At 69.9% G+C, this 18,340-nt stretch carries 17 protein-coding genes; 12 read left to right on the top strand and 5 right to left on the bottom strand.

What is annotated here, in order from left to right; all coding sequences use genetic code 11:
* Window positions 1-250 precede the first annotated feature (250 nt).
* The 5 genes from AB0M70_RS37105 (at window position 251) to AB0M70_RS37125 (ending at window position 3,998) form a co-directional block, all read left to right on the top strand.
* A complete protein-coding gene (locus AB0M70_RS37105) occupies window positions 251-691 on the top strand; it encodes a DUF6278 family protein (protein WP_365827370.1) in 441 nt (146 codons plus the stop codon).
* A 121-nt stretch (window positions 692-812) separates the two neighbouring features.
* A complete protein-coding gene (locus tag AB0M70_RS37110) occupies window positions 813-1,556 on the top strand; it encodes an amino acid ABC transporter ATP-binding protein (RefSeq protein WP_365827372.1) in 744 nt (247 codons plus the stop codon).
* 16 nt (window positions 1,557-1,572) lie between these two features.
* Window positions 1,573-2,478, top strand: coding sequence for a glutamate ABC transporter substrate-binding protein (locus tag AB0M70_RS37115; RefSeq protein WP_365827530.1), 906 nt, complete (start codon window positions 1,573-1,575; stop codon window positions 2,476-2,478).
* 9 nt (window positions 2,479-2,487) lie between these two features.
* The gene (locus tag AB0M70_RS37120; protein WP_365827374.1) at window positions 2,488-3,132 is read left to right on the top strand and encodes an amino acid ABC transporter permease; all 645 of its coding nucleotides are present in this window, start codon (window positions 2,488-2,490) and stop codon (window positions 3,130-3,132) included.
* Complete coding sequence (locus AB0M70_RS37125; protein WP_365827376.1) at window positions 3,129-3,998, top strand: amino acid ABC transporter permease; 870 nt, start codon at window positions 3,129-3,131, stop codon at window positions 3,996-3,998. Before AB0M70_RS37120 ends, AB0M70_RS37125 begins: the two co-directional genes overlap by 4 nt.
* A gap of 37 nt (window positions 3,999-4,035) precedes the next feature.
* Here the strand turns inward: AB0M70_RS37125 and AB0M70_RS37130 are convergent, their stop codons facing one another.
* The 3 genes from AB0M70_RS37130 to AB0M70_RS37140 form a co-directional block, all read right to left on the bottom strand.
* Window positions 4,036-5,631 (bottom strand): CocE/NonD family hydrolase, encoded by a 1,596-nt coding sequence (locus AB0M70_RS37130; protein WP_365827378.1) that lies wholly within the window; start codon window positions 5,629-5,631, stop codon window positions 4,036-4,038.
* 124 nt (window positions 5,632-5,755) lie between these two features.
* Window positions 5,756-6,889 carry an Ig-like domain-containing protein gene (locus tag AB0M70_RS37135; protein WP_365827380.1) on the bottom strand — a complete coding sequence of 378 codons (1,134 nt, stop codon included), beginning with the start codon at window positions 6,887-6,889 and terminating at the stop codon, window positions 5,756-5,758.
* A 212-nt stretch (window positions 6,890-7,101) separates the two neighbouring features.
* Window positions 7,102-7,860 carry a hypothetical protein gene (locus AB0M70_RS37140; protein ID WP_365827382.1) on the bottom strand — a complete coding sequence of 253 codons (759 nt, stop codon included), beginning with the start codon at window positions 7,858-7,860 and terminating at the stop codon, window positions 7,102-7,104.
* 104 nt (window positions 7,861-7,964) lie between these two features.
* On the opposite strand from AB0M70_RS37140, the gene ggt reads away from it, so the two are divergent.
* Window positions 7,965-9,788 (top strand): gamma-glutamyltransferase, encoded by a 1,824-nt coding sequence (gene ggt / locus AB0M70_RS37145; protein WP_365827384.1) that lies wholly within the window; start codon window positions 7,965-7,967, stop codon window positions 9,786-9,788.
* A 76-nt stretch (window positions 9,789-9,864) separates the two neighbouring features.
* On the opposite strand, the gene map is transcribed toward ggt, so the two are convergent.
* The gene (gene map / locus AB0M70_RS37150; RefSeq protein ID WP_365827386.1) at window positions 9,865-10,632 is read right to left on the bottom strand and encodes a type I methionyl aminopeptidase; all 768 of its coding nucleotides are present in this window, start codon (window positions 10,630-10,632) and stop codon (window positions 9,865-9,867) included.
* Window positions 10,633-10,692: 60 nt separating this feature from the next.
* On the opposite strand from map, the gene AB0M70_RS37155 reads away from it, so the two are divergent.
* The 6 genes from AB0M70_RS37155 to AB0M70_RS37180 all read left to right on the top strand — a co-directional run bounded on the left by AB0M70_RS37155 (window position 10,693) and on the right by AB0M70_RS37180 (window position 17,481).
* Window positions 10,693-10,953 carry a helix-turn-helix transcriptional regulator gene (locus tag AB0M70_RS37155; protein ID WP_363209574.1) on the top strand — a complete coding sequence of 87 codons (261 nt, stop codon included), beginning with the start codon at window positions 10,693-10,695 and terminating at the stop codon, window positions 10,951-10,953.
* A 153-nt stretch (window positions 10,954-11,106) separates the two neighbouring features.
* Entirely contained in the window at window positions 11,107-12,666 is a 1,560-nt protein-coding gene (locus AB0M70_RS37160) for a hypothetical protein (RefSeq protein ID WP_365827388.1), read from the top strand.
* 191 nt (window positions 12,667-12,857) lie between these two features.
* Window positions 12,858-13,700, top strand: a complete 843-nt coding sequence (locus tag AB0M70_RS37165) for a nitrilase-related carbon-nitrogen hydrolase (protein WP_365827390.1) — start codon at window positions 12,858-12,860, stop codon at window positions 13,698-13,700.
* A complete protein-coding gene (locus AB0M70_RS37170) occupies window positions 13,697-14,980 on the top strand; it encodes an aspartate aminotransferase family protein (protein ID WP_365827392.1) in 1,284 nt (427 codons plus the stop codon). Before AB0M70_RS37165 ends, AB0M70_RS37170 begins: the two co-directional genes overlap by 4 nt.
* A 59-nt stretch (window positions 14,981-15,039) precedes the next feature.
* Window positions 15,040-16,443: a dihydropyrimidinase gene (gene hydA, locus AB0M70_RS37175; RefSeq protein ID WP_365827394.1), complete on the top strand. Its 1,404-nt coding sequence runs from the start codon at window positions 15,040-15,042 to the stop codon at window positions 16,441-16,443.
* 21 nt (window positions 16,444-16,464) lie between these two features.
* Window positions 16,465-17,481: a TIGR03842 family LLM class F420-dependent oxidoreductase gene (locus AB0M70_RS37180; RefSeq protein WP_365827396.1), complete on the top strand. Its 1,017-nt coding sequence runs from the start codon at window positions 16,465-16,467 to the stop codon at window positions 17,479-17,481.
* On the opposite strand, the gene AB0M70_RS37185 is transcribed toward AB0M70_RS37180, so the two are convergent.
* Window positions 17,462-18,322, bottom strand: a complete 861-nt coding sequence (locus AB0M70_RS37185) for an endonuclease/exonuclease/phosphatase family protein (protein ID WP_365827397.1) — start codon at window positions 18,320-18,322, stop codon at window positions 17,462-17,464. The two genes, AB0M70_RS37180 and AB0M70_RS37185, sit on opposite strands and share 20 nt — an antisense overlap.
* Between the last annotated feature and the right edge of the window lie 18 nt (window positions 18,323-18,340).

The raw sequence follows: 18,340 nt of genomic DNA on the forward strand, positions 1-18,340 counted from the left end.
CGTGAGTGCCGCAGACAGTGCGCTGGCAGCTATCACCAACGGTCTTCGGGCCGCGATCGGCAGTCAACGCACTTCACCTGGAATTGACATAGATCTGTCCTGGTCAGAGCGCCGGCCGCGGTGGGCTACTCATCGACGCGCTCCGGCAGTTCGCCGCCGCGTGGCCGGATTCGCATCATTCCGTGATCAACTTACGCAAGTTACATTCGTTGGACCGGGGAGCAGAGGCACCCTCACGGAGAGGCCGATCATGAACATCTCCTTCTTCGGCAGGTGGCGCAGGCAGCAGTCCGCCGACCGGAGCCCAGGACTCGCCTCGGCGTTCGGCGAGGATCCGGCCGGGGTGGCCGAACTCCTCGCCGAATGCGAGCTGCTGCGCTCCCAGGCAGCCACCGCCGGGCTCGAACTCGACGATTCCCCCGCCTCGTTGACCGCGCTCGACCAGCTCCTGCCGCGCTGGCGCGACGACCCCGAGCTGCTGCCGTGGCTCGGCAACGACGCGGGTCTCTACCTCGGTTCGGTCATCGTCCGTACGGTGTCCGGCGCCACCTGGCATGTCTGGCCCGGCGGCAGCCCCGTCGTGCTGCTCGCGTCGGGGCGGGAGATCCAGGTGGTCGAGGCGGGGCTCGACTGGGCGGTGACGGGTGCTCCCGAGCTGTCCCAGGTCTACGCGGAGGCGTCCGAGGCGTAGCCGCGGGATGACGTAACTGGAAATACGGTTAATGCCCATAAGAGCGTGTCGTCCAGTAAGTCCCGTTTTCGCGTGGATAGTTTGCGCGGACCGACACCGCTGAGAGTGGGCAGGGCAGGGCATGGCCGTCGATCCGCTGATCGAGCTGCGTGATGTGAACAAGTACTACGGGGAGCTGCATGTCCTCAGGGACATCAACCTCACCGTCGGCAAGGGGGAGGTGGTCGTGGTCATCGGCCCGTCAGGGTCGGGGAAATCAACGCTCTGCAGGACGATCAACCGGCTGGAGACCATCCAGTCGGGAGCCATCGCACTGGACGGGCAGCCGCTTGCGGAAGAGGGCAAGGCACTGGCCTCGCTCCGTGCCGACGTGGGCATGGTGTTCCAGTCCTTCAACCTCTTCGCACACAAGACGGTGCTGCAGAACGTCGCCCTCGCGCCGGTCAAGGTGCGGGGCAAGAAGAAGGACGACGCCACGCGGCGCTCCCGCGAGCTCCTGGAACGGGTGGGCCTCGCGACCCAGGCCGACAAGTACCCGGCACAGCTCTCGGGCGGCCAGCAACAGCGCGTCGCCATCGCACGCGCGCTCGCCATGGAGCCCAAGGTGATGCTCTTCGACGAGCCGACGTCGGCCCTCGACCCCGAGATGATCAATGAAGTGCTCGAGGTCATGCAGGGCCTCGCCCGCGACGGCATGACCATGGTCGTCGTCACCCACGAGATGGGCTTCGCCCGTTCGGCCGCCAACCGCGTCGTCTTCATGGACGCAGGCCGCATCGTCGAGGACCGGGCCCCCGAGGACTTCTTCAGCAACCCGGAGAGCGACCGCGCCAAGGACTTCCTCTCCAAGATCCTGAAGCACTGACGGGAGGCCGGCCATGATGCGTACGACACGTCTGCTCGCGGCGCTCGTCCTCGCCGCCTGCGCCGCGACCGCCTGCGGCAAGGAGGGCAGCCCCCCGGTGAAGGGGCCACAGCCCGACGAACTGCCCGAGTACCAGGTGGCGAAGGGGTTCACGCTGCCGGACTCCGGCACCTGGAAGAAGGCGAAGCGGCGCGGTCACCTCGTCGTCGGCGCCAAGGAGGACCAGCCGTTCCTCGGCGAGAAGAACCCCGCCACCGGGCAGTACTCCGGCTTCGACATCGAGATCGCCAAGATGGTCGCGGCCTCGCTCGGCTTCGAACCCAAGTCGATCACCTTCAAGACGATCGCGTCGGCGAACCGCGAGACCGCCCTGCAGAACGGGCAGATCGACTACTACGTCGGCACCTACACCATCAACGACCTCCGCAAGAAGCTCGTCGGCTTCGGCGGCCCCTACTACATGGCGGGACAGGGCCTCCTCGTGCGCACCGACGAGGACGACATCGAGGGGCCGCAGGACCTGGACGGCAAGCGGGTCTGCTCGGCGGCCGGGTCGACCCCCTACCAGCGCATCCAGAAGGACTACCCCAAGGCGACGCTCGTCGCGTACGACACCTACTCGGTCTGCGTCGACAACCTGCTGACCTATCAGGTCGACGCCGTCACCACCGACGACGCCATCCTCATCGGATACGCGGCCAAGGTGCCCGACGAGCTCAAGGTGGTCGGCAAGCCGTTCTCCAAGGAGCCCTACGGCATCGGCGTGCCCAAGAGCGACAACGCCCTGCGGTTCGCCGTCGACGACGCGCTGGCCGCCCGGGAGAAGAACGGCGACTGGAAGAAGGCCTACGACGCCACCCTCGGCCTCTCCGGGGTCCCGGCGCCGAAGCCGCCCGCCATCGACCGCTACCCGGCGAGCTGAGGAGGCGTCGTGGACGTACTGACAGACAACTTCTCCACCTTCGGCAAGGGGTTCGTCGGCACCGTCGAGCTCACCGTGTACTCCTCGATCCTGGCCCTGGTGCTCGGCTTCGTGATGGCGTCGTTCCGGGTGGCACCGGTCGGCTCCTTCCGGGCGTTCGGCACCGCCTGGGTGACGGTCCTGCGCAACACCCCGCTCACGCTGCTCTTCTTCGCGGTGCTGCTCGGACTCCCGCGCTTCGGACTCGTCCTGCCCTTCAAGGTGTTCGCGGTCCTCGCGCTGGGCTGCTACACCTCCGCCTTCATCTGTGAGGCACTGCGTTCGGGCATCAACACCGTCCCCAAGGGCCAGGGCGAGGCAGCCCGCAGCCTGGGCATGTCCTTCGGGCAGACGCTGTCGATGGTCGTGCTCCCGCAGGCCTTCCGGTCCGTCATCCCGCCGGTCGGCTCCACCCTCATCGCCCTCGCCAAGAACTCCGCCATCGCGGGCGCGTTCAGCGTCACCGAGCTGCTCGGCACGTACAAGACACTCAGTGAGCTCGGCTACAACATCATCTGGACGTTCGTCTGGATCGCCGTCGGCTACCTGATCATCACCCTCGCCATCAGCGCCGTGTTCAACGTCCTCGAGAAGCGCTGGGGAGTCGCCCGATGAAAGCCCTCTCCCACGAGTCCACCGCCCTCTACGACGTGCCGGGACCCAGGACCGAGCGCCGGCACCGGCTCTACGGTCTGCTCTCCACCCTGGTCCTGCTCGCCCTGGTCGGCTGGCTCGTCTACCTGCTCTTCGACACCGACCAGTTCACCGCGACCAAGTGGACGCCCTTCGAGTACAAGGGCATCCAGGAACTCCTCCTCAAGGGCCTGGGGAACACCCTCAAGGCCTTCGCCATCTCGGCGGTGCTCGCGCTCGCGCTCGGCGGGCTGCTGGCCATGGGGCGGCTCTCCGATCACCGTCCCGTGCGCTGGCTGGCCACGCTTCTCGTGGAGTTCTTCCGCGCGATGCCGGTCCTGGTGATGATCTTCTTCGTCTTCGTGGCGCTGAAGGTCCAGCCGCTGCCGGCCCTGGTCACCGGACTCACGCTCTACAACGGCTCGGTGCTCGCCGAGGTCTTCCGTTCGGGCGTGAACTCCGTGGAACGCGGGCAGCGCGAGGCGGCGTACGCGCTCGGGATGCGCAAGACGCAGGTCATGACGCACGTCCTGGTGCCCCAGGCCGTGCGTGCCATGCTGCCCGCCATCATCAGCCAGTTGGTGGTGGCGCTCAAGGACACGTCGCTCGGCTATCTGATCACCTACGAGGAGTTCCTCCACGCCGGGAAGCTGATCGCGTCGAACCTCGACTACGATCTACCTTTCATCCCCGTGGTTCTGGTGATCTCGCCGATCTACATCGGGATGTGCATGCTGCTCTCGTGGTTCGCCCAGTGGGTGTCCAGACGACAGCGGCGCAATCCCAAGACCGAGGCCGCGGAAGTGGCATCGGCCGAACCAGGGACGCTGCTGCCGGGTCCGCAGTAGCTAAAGGGGCCAGGGCCCACCCGGCAGCAGCCGGTGATCACTGTTCGCGCAGCGGGACCGACACGTACGACGGGTCGGACGCGGGCGAGGAGAAGGTCAGCTGTGCGCCGGACGGGTTGTGCTCGATGTAGAGCGGGTCGACCGTGTCGACCACCAGGGCGAGCCTGTGTCCTGCCGGTACGTCGTAGGCCGTGGAGAACAACTCCAGGTCTACGCCGAACGGCCGGCCGGGGGTCTTGCCGTGGAAGGTGTACGGCGCGTTGCTGACCAGCTTGCCGAGGCCGAGCGGGCCCACGTCGTAGAGGTACGCGACGAGGGTGCCGCTCTCCTTGGTGCTGGTGAGCGTGGTGTGCAGCTTCGCCGTCCCGCGCACCCGCTGCTGCGTGCCGTACTTCTCCGACTGCCAGACGGCCGCGTAGCGCCGCGGGAGCAGCGGCACCGAGGTGATCGGCGGGATCTTGAGGAACTGGTCGAGGGCGTTCGAGAGCAGCACCGTGCCGCCGTTGGCGCCCGAGTCGACGTTCGTGCGGAGCGTGGTGGTGCCCGCCAGGTCGATCTTCTTCTTCGTGGCGCCCACGGACTTCCAGTCGGGGTAGCCCTCGTAGCCGCCCGTGGAGCGGGACTTGAGCTGGACGGGCTGCTCGGTGTCGATGCCGTTCTTCTCGCCCTTGAGGTAGCGGTCGAACCAGCGCTGGGTCGAGGTCCAGGTGTCGTTGGGCAGGCCGAGCAGGCCGGTCAGTTCGGCGGTCGCGTGGTCTCCGGGGCGGAATTCGAGGCGCTTGGGGCCCGTCAACTGCTCGTAGAACTCGGCGTATTGGTTGGGCGGGAAGATGGTGTCGCCCCAGGCGTTGCCCAGCATGACGGCCGCGCCGTTCTTGTTGATGCGGTCGATGTACGTCGCGGGGGAGCGCTTGGCGCCCCACGCGATCATCTCGTCCTCCTGGTCCAGGTTGGACCCGAGGAAGTCCTTCAGCGTCTGCTGGAGTTCGGGGCTCGGGCGGCCCGTGAGGACACCGGCGCCGCCGAGCAGACCGGCGGCCTGGCGGTGCTGGGTGCGGCCGCTGTAGATCGAGTCGATGAGGTCGCCCCAGCCGCTGAGCGCGGCCACGGCCTTGATGCGCTTGTCGTGGCCCGCGGCGAGCAGGCTGATGCCCGCGCCGTACGAGACACCGCCCATGCCGATCTTCCCGGGGTCGGCCGGGGTGTTCGCCAGGGTCCAGTCGATGACCTTCGAGGCGTCGGCGATGTCCTCGGGGCCGCCGGTCTCGATCTCGCCGCCGGACAGCCAGAAGCCACGCGAGTTGTAACTGACCACGACATAGCCGGAGTTCGCGAGCTTCTGGGCCTGTGCGACGTACTCGACCTGGGGCATGGCCCAGCTGGTGGGCAGCACGATCGCCGGGAACTTGGCGCCCGCCTCCGCGCCCTTGGGGGTGAAGACGTTGGCCTTGAGGATCGTGCCGCCGTCGCCGGGGATGTCGACGAAGCGCACGTCCGCGGCGCTTGCCGTCTGTGGAGCGGCCGCCGGAGCAGCCTGGGCGGCCGGGGCGAGGCCGAAGGCGGCGCCGGCGACGAGAGTCGCCGACGCGGCGCCCACGGTGGTCGTACGCAGAGCCTTGCGCGGTTGTCCCACGGGTCACTCCTTACTCGTGCAAGCAAAGTGACCCGACGGTAACCGCGTCGGCTTACCGGTGGTAACCCGTCGGTAAGTTACGCACCGGTAACGATTGTTGAGCTGTGTACCTTCGCGGCGGCCGTCAGTTCAGCGCGCTCTTCGTCTGCCAGTCGGACCAGGAGATGTTCCACTCGCCGTAGCCGTTGCCCGGGTCGGGCACGCCCTTCGAGCCGCTGCCGGAGACCTCGAAGGGGTCGCCGACCTGGACCTGGCCGTAGAGCCACGAGGCGTCGCCGTCGCTCATGCCGATGCAGCCCGAGCTGTGGTTGGTGTTGCCGAAGTACGAGGCGTTCCAGGGGGCCGCGTGCGCGTACATGCCCGACCAGGTCAGACGCATCGAGTTGTCGACCATCTTGTCGTAGGCGTCGCCCAGGCCGACCGTCTCGGAGCGCATGTTGATCGTGCCCTCCTTGGCCATCAGGACGGACGTGCCGCCCCAGGACGCCTTGTCGCCGCCGGGGGTGCCCGCCGACATCGGGACGGTCTTGACGCTCTTCCCGTCACGCACGAGCGTGGCCTGCTTGCTGTCGAGGTCGACCTTGACCTTCTGGCTCTTGCCGACCGTGAAGCCGGTCGCGTAGTCGCGGACGAACCAGCCGCCGTCGGTGCCGGAGTCGACCCCGCCGAGACGGGCGTCGAGCTTCACCTTGGTGCCGGACTCCCAGTACTCCTTGGGGCGCCAGTCGACGCGGTCCTTGCCGTCATAGTTCTTGATCCAGCCCCAGGACCCGGTCGTGCCGTTCGAGGTCGTCACCTTCAGGTGCTTCTCGACCTCCGCCTTGTTCTTCACCGGGTGGTCGAAGACGACCGACAGGGGCTGCGCGACGCCGACCGTGGTGTCCTTGCCGGGGGTCAGGGACAGCTTGTTGACCTGCTCCGGGGCGGCCGTCCTGAAGGAGGCCCGCGCACTGGCGCCCTCGTCCGTCGTCGCCTTCACCTTGTACGAGGTGCCGGGCACCGCCTTGCGGTCCGAGGTCCAGGTGGTGCCGTTCGCGGCGACCTCGCCGGTGAGCCGCGCGCCCTTCGCGTCGGTCACCGTGACCTGCTTCAGCTTGCCGTCGGCCAGTTTCACCTTGACCGGGGAGCCCGCCTTGGCCTGCTTGCCCTGCAAATTGACGGATATGTCCGGCTTGTCCGCTGTCGTGTCGGCGGACGCGGGGGAGCTGCCCGAACAGGCGGTCAGGGTGGCGGTCAGCGCCGCCAGGCCCGCGGCCATGACCGCGGCCCCGGTGTGGCGGGAACGTATCGGGCGTCGGCGACTCGGCGAGCTCAGGGGCCTCAAGGGAACGTACCTCCGTGCGAATGTGGAACTGCACGGTGAGAGGGCCAAAGGTCCCGGTGGGTTGCCTCTTGCCCCGAATTTCCCGACTAGGTCACAGAGGCGACGTATGAGACGGGCGCGGCCGTCGGCGCTCGGTGAGGTCGCGGCTACTTGGCGCGATGGGACGCGCGCGGGGGAGCGGGCGCCGGAGCCGGGGCCTGGGCGGCGCGCGTGACGTCACCGACGAGCTCGACGACGTCGGCACCGTACGCCTGGGAGTTGACCACCTTCAGGAGCAGGACGAAGGTGTTGCCGCCGTGCTTGCGGGCGAGGCGCTCGTGGTGCCGGGCGAGATAGCGGGTCGCCGCCTGGTTGGTGATCGCGCGCTGACCGCAGAACAGGAAGACGGGTCTCGCCTCCTGGCCCTGGCCCGCGGTGAGCCGCGCGAGGATCACGTACTCCGCGATGCCGCCCTCCATGCGGTAGCGCTCGCTGCCGATCTGGAAGGCGCCGCGGTCCGGGCCCGGCTCCGGATCGGTGTTGACGCGGACGCCGGGCAGCAGGGAGTGCATGTGCGCGGCCATGCGGCGGTTGACGGTCGGCGAACCGACACAGAATTCCGTGCGCTCGCCGAAGCTCTGCTGGGCGGCGTCGTGCGCGACGAGCTGGGCGTGCGCCCCGCAGTCCTTGATCAGTGCGGCCAGTTCGAGCAGCGCGAACACGTCGTGGCGTACGACGGTGAGCTCGGGGCCGCCCGCCTCGCGGTTGACCACGAGCAGCGACTCGGAGTTGTCCGGCAGCCCGAAGAAGGCCTGCTTGCGGCGGAGCTTGCGCCGCCAGAGGTAGGTACGGGCGAGCCAGCCCAGCACGGCACCGAGGCCGGCCGCGATCAGGCCGAGGACGATGTTGCGCACGTCTTCAGTCATGGGGGCGCATGCTAGCGGTCCCTAGGACCGGTGTTCGAGGGGGTCCTGACGTGGACGGGACAGCGAAGTTACGCTGCGCGGACGGCTGTTGACTGGAGGTACGGATGCGTCGTGCTGTCGTACGGAATCTGACGCTATTGGCGGTCGGAGGGGTGTTGGTGTCGGTCGGAGCGGCCGCGCCCCCTTCGTCCCCGCACACGGCCGAAACGGCCTCGTCACCCCGCGCCTCGTCCCCGGAGAAGGTCCCGGTGGCCGTCGGCTCCGGCGGTGCCGTCTCCAGCGTCGACGCGGACGCGTCGGCCGCCGGGATCGAGGTCCTGCGCAAGGGTGGCAACGCGGTGGACGCGGCGGTCGCCACGGCGGCCGCCCTCGGCGTGACCGAGCCCTACTCCGCGGGGGTCGGAGGCGGCGGCTACTTCGTCCACTACGACGCCAAGAGCCGCAAGGTGGGCACGATCGACGGCCGCGAGAAGGCCCCGCGCACGGCCGACTCCGGCCTCTTCCTGGAGAACGGGAAACCGATCCCCTTCGCGGACGCCGTCACCAGCGGCCTGGGCGTGGGCACTCCCGGCACCCCGGCGACCTGGCAGTCCGCCCTGGACAAGTGGGGCAGCAAGCGGCTCGGCACGCTCCTGAAGCCCGCCGAGCGGCTCGCGCGCGACGGGTTCACGGTGGACGGGACCTTCCGCTCGCAGACCGAGGCGAACCAGGCGCGGTTCGCCGACTTCCCCGACTCCGCGAAGCTGTTCCTGCCCGGCGGGGCGCTGCCCGTGGTCGGCTCGACGTTCAAGAACCCCGATCTCGCGAAGACGTACGAGCAGCTGGGGCGCGAGGGCGTCGGGGCGATGTACCGGGGCGGCATCGGCAAGGACGTCGTACGGACCGTGAACAAGCCGCCCGTCGATCCGGCGTCGGGGCGAGTGGCCAGGCCCGGCGACCTGTCGACGAAGGACCTCAAGGCGTACGCGGTGAAGCGGCAGGCGCCGACGAAGACCTCCTACCGGGGGCTCGACGTCTACTCGATGGCACCCTCGTCCTCCGGCGGCACGACCGTCGGTGAGGCGCTCAACATCCTCGAGCGGACCGACCTCTCGAAGGCCTCGAAGAAGAAGTACCTGCACCGCTACATCGAGGCCAGCCGCATCGCCTTCGCCGACCGCGGCCGCTGGGTGGGCGACCCCGCCTTCGAGGACGTACCGACGAAGGAGCTGCTCTCGCAGCGGTTCGCCGACGCGCGGGAGTGCCTGATCCGCGACGACGCGGTCCTGAAGAGCCCGCTCGCGCCGGGGAACCCGCGGGACCCCGCCTCCTGCAAGGCGGGTGACAAGGCCGCACCGACCACGTACGAGGGGGAGAACACCACGCACCTCACGGCGGCCGACAAGTGGGGCAACGTCGTCGCTTACACCCTGACCATCGAGTCGACGGGCGGCAGCGGCATCACCGTGCCGGGGCGCGGGTTCCTGCTCAACAACGAGCTGACCGACTTCTCCTTCGCGCCGGCCGACCCGGCCGTGCACGACCCGAACCTGCCGGGTCCGGGCAAGCGGCCCCGCTCCTCGATCTCGCCGACGATCGTCCTGGAGAAGGGCAGGCCGCTGGTCGCGCTGGGATCGCCCGGCGGTGCCACGATCATCACCACGGTGCTGCAGACCCTGACCGGGTTCGTCGACCGGGGCCTCCCGCTCGTCGACGCGATCGCCGCGCCGCGCGCGAGCCAGCGCAACGCCGCCCAGACCGAGCTGGAGCCGGGCCTCTGGGAGAGCCCGCTGCGGGCCGACCTGGAGGCGATCGGGCACTCCTTCAAGCAGAACCCCGAGATCGGCGCGGCCACCGGGGTGCAGCGACTGCCCGGCGGGAAGTGGCTCGCCGCCGCGGAGAAGACGCGCCGCGGCGGCGGCTCGGCGATGGTGGTGCGGCCGCAGTGAGGCGGGGGCGGGCGGGCCTGCGAGGGCCCGCCCGCCGGACCGTCCCACCGGCCGTCCTGTCGGCCGTCCTATAGATTCACAGCGCCGTCAGGATGCGCGGCCCGTCGTTCGTGATCGCCACCGTGTGCTCCGCGTGGGCCGCGCGGCTGCCGTCGTTCGTGCGCAGGGTCCAGCCGTCCGGCGCCGGGTGGTAGTGGTCGCTGCCGCTCGCGATCACCATCGGCTCGATGGCCAGGGCCATGCCGTGCCGCAGGGGCATGCCGCGGCCCGCGCGGCCTTCGTTCGGAACGCCCGGGTCCTCGTGCATGCTGCGGCCGATGCCGTGCCCCCCGAAGCCGTCCGGGATGCCATAACCCGCTTCCCTGCACACCGTGCCGATCGCGTGGGCGATGTCGCCGATGCGGTTGCCCACGACGGCGGCGGCGATGCCCGCCTCCAGGGCGCGCTCGGCGGTCTCCACGAGGCGTACGTCCTCGGGGCGGGGGGTGCCCACGATGAAGCTGATCGCCGAGTCGCCCGCCCAGCCGCCGAACTCGGCGCCGAAGTCCGCGGAGAGCAGGTCGCCGTCGCGCAGGCGGTAGTCGGTCGGGATGCCGTGCACGATCGCGTCGTTCACCGAGGCGCAGAGGACCGCGGGGAACGGGGTGGGGGCGAAGGAGGGGCGGTAGCCGAGGAAGGGCGACGTCGCGCCCGCGTCCTTCAGTACGGCGTGCGCCACCTCGTCCAGTTCGAGCAGTGAGACGCCGACGCCCGCTGCCTCCCGCACGGCCGCCAGGGCCTGGGCGACGATCCGGCCCGCTTCACGCATCGCGTCGATGGATGTGTCTGTCTTGAGTTCAACCATGCCAATAACTATACCGGTATGAGAATGGGTTTCTGCACGGAGAGCGACTAGACTGACCGCATGGTGCGGACCCCCCTGACCCCTGAGGAGCGCGAACGCGGCGAGCGGCTCGGCCGCCTCCTGCGTTCGGCGCGTGGCGAGCGGAGCATGGTGGAGGTGGCCGCGAGCGCCGGGCTCTCCGCCGAGACGCTCCGCAAGATCGAGACGGGCCGGGCCCCCACACCCGCGTTCTTCACCGTGTCGGCGCTCGCGGTGACCCTCGGCCTCTCACTGGACGAGGTCGCCGAGACCTGCGCGCTGGTGCCGCTCGCACCGGCCTGAGGCCAGGCCCTCGCGGCCCGGCTCACGGCGCGGGCGGCGGCGTGTGAGGTGCTGTCGGGCGGCCGGAAAACCGCGTGTAGTCGTCCCGTAACACGTCTGGTGTTATCTTCCGGACCTGAAGACTCCAGGCTCCATGGGGCGGTGCTGGCTCGGATGGCAGTAGGACAACTCCCTGATCAGGTCCGGGAGTTCGCGAGGTACCTGAGAGACCTCCTGGCGCGCCTCGACACGGGCGCCGGGTGGTGCGGCGTGTTCTGGTCGCGCGACCCCGAGGGGATGCAGGCCTGCCTGGATGGCTCGGAAGTGCCCCCCTGGGACGTGGTGGAGGCGCTGCTGCACGACCTGGCCGCGGGGTACGGGACGCAGGCCGCCGGGCGCGAGACGGAGCGGGCGAGGTCTCTGCACGCGGCCTCGCTTGCCGCGTACGACGCGCGCCCCGGAGGCCGCGGGCTGCTCGAAGAGCGCCTCGACATGATGCTCACCGAGCAGCGGTTCGCCGTGGAGCGGCAGGTGGAGCTGGGCTATTCCCTCGCGGCCGCGGACACACCGGACGAGGTGGAGCGGCTCAACCGCGATCTGGCCTGGGTCCGCGACGACCACGAGCGGGCGACCGCGCGGTGCGCCGAACTCCGCGAGCGCATCGAGCGGTTGGACCGGGCGGACCGACCGCAGTGGGTCGACTTCGGGACTCCGCTGTCGGACGACTTCGCGGCGGTGGGGTCGGACGACTTCGCCGACTCCGGTGACTACGACGAGCAGCCACGGAACGCCTTCGGTGCGCCTGCCGCCGACGACTTCGGAGTCGGTGGTGGTGGCCCTGTCGGCGCGGCCGTCGACCCCGGCGCCCGTGCGCCGGAGTTCGGTGCCGCACCGGACGGGCAGGACGTCCAGGCCCCCGATGCGCGCACCCTGTCGGCCGACCCCGCGGTGCACCCCGAGGAGACCCGCGTCCCCCAGCAGGGCCGTAAGTCGCGTGACGCGTCCCGCCGCCCGCGCCGGCCCCGCGGCGCCCGCTTCGCGGGATTCTCCGGGGCGGACGACGAGGGCGCGGACGCGGCCGACGGTTCCGGCGTGCGGACGCCCGCGCAGTCGCCCGCCGCGAACAGCCCGCGCGGCGCGCGGTTCGGGAGCACCGCCGACAGGCCGGACGACAGCGGGCGCCAAGACGCCGCGGAACCGGACCACGACGCCGAGCGGGCCACCGCCGAAGCCGTCGCCGCGCTCATCAAGCTCCGCGGCGAGGGCCGCAGCGGCGAGGCGCACGGCGTACTCGTCGAGGCCGCGGGCTGGCCCGCGCGGCGCCTGCCCGTGTTCGCCGGTGAACTGCACCGCGCGGGCCTCGGCGCCGACTGGTCGACGCTGCTCTGGGAGGCCGCGTCGCTGCCGCCCGACCGGCTCGTCGCCCTGGCCGACGCCCTCGCCGGAGCGGGCCGCGGCGACGACTGCCGCAAGCTGCTGCGCCAGGGAGTGTCCAGGCCCGCCCCGGAGATCGCCGAAGCGGTGCTCGCGCTGATCGACGCGGGCCGCGAGCGCGAGGCGCGCGCCCTGCTCGACGCCTACATCCGCGTACGGACCCCCGAGGACACGGCGGGCTGCGCGCACACCGATCCGTACCGCCTCATCCCGCTGCTCCTGCAAGCGGCTCAGGGGGTCTCGGACGAGCGCCACTGGGACCTCGTGCACGCGCTGCGTGTGGCCGGATTCAGCGCCTGAAGCGCCTGGCGCACGTGTTGCGTCTGCGCGTTCCGCGGCGCTTCTCGCCCGCTTGGGTGCGAAACATGATCGACTCCGCCGGTTCACGGCGATGGTCTTGCCCCGCCCGTCGGGGAGGCTTACGTTTTCCTGTCTACGCACCAAGTCTACGGGCGTAGAGGCTCTCTGACGTCCCGTCGAAGGAGCAGCTCATGGCCAACGTCGTACGCGCCGCACTGGTCCAGGCAACCTGGACAGGCGACACCGAATCCATGATTGCCAAGCACGAGGAGCACGCCCGCGAGGCGGCCCGCCAGGGTGCGCAGATCATCGGCTTCCAGGAAGTGTTCAACGCCCCCTACTTCTGCCAGGTGCAGGAGCCCGAGCACTACCGGTGGGCCGAGCCGGTGCCCGACGGGCCCACCGTCACGCGGATGCGGGAACTCGCCCGCGAGACCGGCATGGTCGTCGTCGTCCCGGTCTTCGAGGTCGAGCAGTCCGGGTTCTACTTCAACACCGCCGCCGTCATCGACTCCGACGGCTCGTACCTCGGCAAGTACCGCAAGCACCACATCCCCCAGGTCAAGGGCTTCTGGGAGAAGTACTACTTCAAGCCGGGCAACGCCGGCTGGCCCGTCTTCGACACCTCGGTCGGCAAGGTCGGCGTCTACATCTGCTACGACCGCCACTTCCCCGAGGGCTGGCGCCAGCTCGGCCTGAACGGCGCCCAGATCGTCTACAACCCCTCGGCCACGTCCCGCGGCCTCTCCGCCTACCTGTGGCAACTGGAACAGCCCGCCGCGGCCGTCGCCAACGAATACTTCATCGCCGCCATCAACCGCGTGGGCGTCGAGGAGTACGGCGACAACGACTTCTACGGCACGTCGTACTTCGTCGACCCTCGCGGCCAGTTCGTCGGAGAGACCGCGAGCGACAAGGCCGAGGAACTCGTCGTCCGGGACCTGGACTTGGGTGTGATCGAGGAAGTGCGCCAGCAGTGGGCGTTCTACCGGGACCGGCGTCCCGACGCGTACGAAGGACTGGTGCAGCCGTGAGTGACCTCCACGCCCGCCACAAGGCCGTTCTGCCCGAGTGGCTCGCCCTCTACTACGCCGACCCGCTGGAGATCACCCACGGCGAGGGCCGCCGCGTCTGGGACGCGGAGGGCAAGCAGTACCTCGACTTCTTCGGCGGCATCCTCACCACCATGACCGCCCACGCGCTGCCCGAGGTCACCAAGGCGGTCAGCGAGCAGGCCGGACGGATCATCCACTCGTCCACGCTCTACCTCAACCGGCCGATGATCGACCTCGCCGAGCGGGTCGCGGGCCTCTCCGGCATCCCGGACGCCCGGGTCTTCTTCACCACGTCGGGCACCGAGGCCAACGACACGGCCCTGCTCCTGGCCACCGCCCACCGCCGCTCGAACCAGATCCTGGCGATGCGCAACAGCTACCACGGCCGCTCCTTCACGGCCGTCGGCATCACCGGCAACAACTCCTGGTCGCCCACCAGCCTCTCCCCGCTCCAGACGCTGTACGTCCACGGCGGCGTCCGCGGCCGCGGGCCGTACGCCGAGCTGAGCGACGCCGAGTTCATCGAGGCCTGCGTCGCCGACCTCAAGGACATGCTCGGGCAGGCGCGCGGGGGAGTGGCGGCGCTGATCGCCGAGCCCATCCAGGGCGTCGGCGGCTTCACCTCGCCACCGGACGGGCTCTACGCGGCCTTCCGCGAGGTCCTGTGGGAGCACGGCGTCCTGTGGATCTCGGACGAGGTGCAGACCGGCTGGGGACGCACCGGTGACCACTTCTGGGGCTGGCAGGCGCACGCCGAGAACGGCCCGCCGGACATCCTGACCTTCGCCAAGGGCATCGGCAACGGCATGTCCATCGGCGGTGTCGTCGCGAGCGCCGAGGTCATGAACTCCCTCGACTCCAACTCCATCTCGACCTTCGGCGGCTCCCCGGTCACCATGGCGGCCGGCCTCGCCAACCTCACGTATCTCCTGGAACACGACCTCCAGGGCAACGCGCGGCGCGTCGGCGGGCTGCTCATCGAACGGCTGCGCGCCATCTGCGCCCAGCTGCCCGTCGTACGCGAAGTGCGCGGACGGGGCCTGATGATCGGCATCGAGCTGATCGACCCCGAGACCGGCCAGGCCAACCCCCGGGCGGCGGCCGCCGCCCTCGAGGCGGCCCGCGAAGGCGGACTCCTCATCGGCAAGGGCGGCGGACACGACACCAGCGTCCTGCGCGTCGCCCCGCCGCTCTCGCTCACCGTCGCCGAGGCGGAAGAGGGGGCGTCGATCCTCGAACAGGCGCTGCGGAGCGTCTAGTTCACGTACACGCGGGCGAGTATGAACCTGCGTACGAGCATGAAAGGGAGCGCCCCATCATGAGTACCCGCACCCTGATCCGCGGCGGACTCGTCATCACCGCCGCCGAAGAGACCCACGCCGACGTGCTGATCGAGGACGGCAGGATCGCCGCGCTCGCCGCCCACGGCTCGGGCGCCGCCGAGGCGTGGACCGCGGACCGCGTCATCGACGCCTCCCACAAGTACGTGATTCCGGGCGGAGTCGACGCGCACACGCACATGGACTTCCCCTTCGGCGGCACCTTCTCCTCCGACGACTTCGAGTCGGGCACCCGGGCCGCCGCCTGGGGCGGCACCACCACCATCGTGGACTTCGCGGTGCAGACCAAGGGGAAGGCGCTGCGTGCGGGCCTGGACGCCTGGTACGCGAAGGCGGACGGCAAGTGCGCGATCGACTACGGCTTCCACATGATCCTCTCGGACGTCAACGAGAAGACCCTGAAGGAGATGGACCACCTCATCGAGGAAGGGGTCAGCTCCTTCAAGCTCTTCACCGCGTACCCCGGAGTCTTCTTCAGCGACGACGGCCAGATCCTGCGCGCGATGCAGCGGGCCGCCGTCAACGGCGGGCTGATCATGACGCACGCGGAGAACGGCCTCGCCATCGACGTCCTGGTCGAGCAGGCCCTCGCGCGCGGCGAGACGGACCCGCGTTACCACGGAGAGGTACGCAAGTCGCTCCTCGAGGCGGAGGCGACCCACCGGGTGATCAAGCTCGCCCAGGTGGCGGGGGCGCCGGTGTACGTGGTGCACGTGTCGGCGCAGGAGGCGGTGGCCGAACTGGCCAGGGCCCGCGACGAGGGCCTGCCGGTGTTCGGCGAGACCTGCCCGCAGTATCTGTTCCTCTCCACGGACAACCTCGCGGAGCCCGACTTCGAGGGCTCCAAGTACGTCTGCTCGACCCCGCTGCGCCCGCGCGAGCACCAGGCGGCGCTCTGGCGCGGCCTGCGCACGAACGACCTCCAGGTCGTCTCCACGGACCACTGCCCGTTCTGCTTCGTGGGGCAGAAGGAGCTGGGCCGCGGCGACTTCTCCAAGATCCCGAACGGCCTCCCGGGCGTCGAGAACCGCATGGACCTCCTCCACCAGGCCGTCGTCGACGGGCACATCAGCCGCCGCCGCTGGATCGAGATCGCCTGCGCGAGCCCGGCCCGGATGTTCGGCCTGTACGGCAAGAAGGGCACGATCGCGCCGGGCGCGGACGCGGACGTCGTCATCTACGACCCGGCCGCCGAGCAGGTCATGTCCGCCGAGACGCACCACATGAACGTGGACTACTCCGCGTACGAGGGCAAGCACGTCATGGGCCAGGTGGAGACGGTCCTCTCCCGCGGTGAAGTGGTCATCGACCAGCGGAAGTTCACCGGCCACGCCGGGCACGGCGCGTACGTCCCGCGCGGCACCACCCAGTACCTCGGCTAGTCGGCAAGGGGAGAGCGCATCATGGACTTCGGACTCGTCCTGCAGACCGATCCGCCGGCCGCCCAGGTCATCAGCCTCATGAAGCGTGCCGAGCGCAACGGCTTCACGTACGGCTGGACCTTCGACTCGGCCGTGCTGTGGCAGGAACCCTTCGTCATCTACAGCCAGATCCTGGCGAACACGGACCGGCTGATCGTCGGCCCGATGGTCACCAACCCGGGCACGCGGACCTGGGAGGTGACGGCCTCCACGTTCGCCACGCTCAACGACATGTACGGCAACCGCACCGTCTGCGGCATCGGCCGCGGCGACAGCGCGATGCGGGTGGCGGGCCGCACCCCGAACACCCTCGCCCGGATCAGCGAGGCCATGAAGGTCATCCGCGCGCTCGCCTCGGGCGAGGAGGCGGACCTGGGCGGCACCACGGTCCGTTTCCCCTGGATCGGCCAGGACGCCCAACTCCCCGTCTGGATGGCCGCATACGGGCCCAAGGCGCTGAAGATGGCGGGCGAGGAGGCCGACGGCTTCATCCTCCAGCTCGCCGACCCGTATCTGACGCAGACCATGGTCAAGGCGGTCCGCGACGCCGCCGCGGCGGCGGGCCGCGACCCGTCCTCGGTCACGATCTGCGTCGCCGCCCCCGCCTATCTCACTCAGGACGACTCACCCGCCGCCCTCGCCCACGCCCGCGAGCAGTGCCGGTGGTTCGGCGGGATGGTCGGCAACCACGTGGCCGACCTGGTGGCGAAGTACGGCGAGCACTCGGACCTGGTCCCCGAGGCCCTCACCGAGTACATCAAGGCCCGTGAGGGGTACGACTACTCCCACCACGGCCGCGCCGACAACCCCGACACGGCCTTCGTGCCCGACGAGATCGTGGACCGCTTCTGCGTCATCGGCACGGCGCGACAACACATCGCCAAGCTGGAGGAGTTGAAGCGCCTGGGCGTCGACCAGTTCGCCCTGTACGCGATGCACGACGCCCGCGAGGACGTGATCGAGGGGTACGGGGCCTCGGTCATTCCGGCCCTGTCGTGAGGGGCCCTGTCGTGAGCAGCCCCACCTCCAGGTCGGCGACGACCCCGTAGTGGTCACTGGGCCATGTGCCGTCGGTGGGTTTGTCGAAGGCGAGGTCGGCACTCCGCACGCGGGCGAAGGCGTTCGGGTGCGCGTGCGGGGAGCCGACGAAGATGTAGTCGATCCGGCGGCGGTGACCGGGCTGACGCACCAGGAGCTCGATGTCCTCGGTCGCGTACGGGTTGTCGGCGGTCCAGGTGTGTCCGGGGCCGGACCCCGCGACGTCCCACGCGTCGTGGAAGTGGGTGCCGCGCCCCGAGAGTGATTGGCGTCCGGTCAGATAGCGGATGCTCGCGGAATCGGGGTCCGCGTTGAAGTCACCGGCCATGATCGTGGGCAGGGTGGTGCGGTGGCGGGCGTCGAGATCGCTCAAGGCCAGTACCTGACGCTCCCGTTGCGCTTCCGCTTCCAGCCGAAAGGACGTCGTGGGCGCGATGAACAGCACGTCGTCGAGTCCGGGCAGCGGCACCAGGGCGGCCGGCGTGAGCCAGGGGACGTCGGGCGCGTCCGATCCGCGCTGGTCGAGGACCTCGACGACGCGGTGCGGCCACCGTGTCGCGATCGCCGTCCCGCCGTAGCGATCCGCGTGGGGCGGGGCCGTCGCGGCGGTCTGCGCCTGGTGGGTGCCGTGCAGGCCCGTTCCCTCGATCAGTCCGGGCAACTGGTCCGGCAGCACTTCCTGGAGGGCGACGAGATCCGGCGCGAGCCGTCGCAGCTCGGCGTTGATCAGCGCTGTCCGCGCGGCGGCGTCACCGCGGCTGTTCCAGACGTTCAGCGTCACGACGCGCAGATTCGTCGCCATCGGGTTCCTCTCCACGTT

Source organism: Streptomyces sp. NPDC051214 (assembly GCF_040682375.1).
GTDB lineage: Bacteria > Actinomycetota > Actinomycetes > Streptomycetales > Streptomycetaceae > Streptomyces.

Coding starts and splice junctions, on each gene's coding strand:
- AB0M70_RS37105 (WP_365827370.1), top strand. CDS start 251: ATGAACATCTCCTTCTTCGGCAGGTGGCGCAGGCAGCAGTCCGCCGAC.
- AB0M70_RS37110 (WP_365827372.1), top strand. CDS start 813: ATGGCCGTCGATCCGCTGATCGAGCTGCGTGATGTGAACAAGTACTAC.
- AB0M70_RS37115 (WP_365827530.1), top strand. CDS start 1,573: ATGCGTACGACACGTCTGCTCGCGGCGCTCGTCCTCGCCGCCTGCGCC.
- AB0M70_RS37125 (WP_365827376.1), top strand. CDS start 3,129: ATGAAAGCCCTCTCCCACGAGTCCACCGCCCTCTACGACGTGCCGGGA.
- AB0M70_RS37135 (WP_365827380.1), bottom strand. CDS start 6,889: ATGGCCGCGGGCCTGGCGGCGCTGACCGCCACCCTGACCGCCTGTTCG.
- AB0M70_RS37140 (WP_365827382.1), bottom strand. CDS start 7,860: ATGACTGAAGACGTGCGCAACATCGTCCTCGGCCTGATCGCGGCCGGC.
- ggt (WP_365827384.1), top strand. CDS start 7,965: ATGCGTCGTGCTGTCGTACGGAATCTGACGCTATTGGCGGTCGGAGGG.
- map (WP_365827386.1), bottom strand. CDS start 10,632: ATGGTTGAACTCAAGACAGACACATCCATCGACGCGATGCGTGAAGCG.
- AB0M70_RS37155 (WP_363209574.1), top strand. CDS start 10,693: ATGGTGCGGACCCCCCTGACCCCTGAGGAGCGCGAACGCGGCGAGCGG.
- AB0M70_RS37160 (WP_365827388.1), top strand. CDS start 11,107: ATGGCAGTAGGACAACTCCCTGATCAGGTCCGGGAGTTCGCGAGGTAC.
- AB0M70_RS37165 (WP_365827390.1), top strand. CDS start 12,858: ATGGCCAACGTCGTACGCGCCGCACTGGTCCAGGCAACCTGGACAGGC.
- hydA (WP_365827394.1), top strand. CDS start 15,040: ATGAGTACCCGCACCCTGATCCGCGGCGGACTCGTCATCACCGCCGCC.
- AB0M70_RS37180 (WP_365827396.1), top strand. CDS start 16,465: ATGGACTTCGGACTCGTCCTGCAGACCGATCCGCCGGCCGCCCAGGTC.
- AB0M70_RS37185 (WP_365827397.1), bottom strand. CDS start 18,322: ATGGCGACGAATCTGCGCGTCGTGACGCTGAACGTCTGGAACAGCCGC.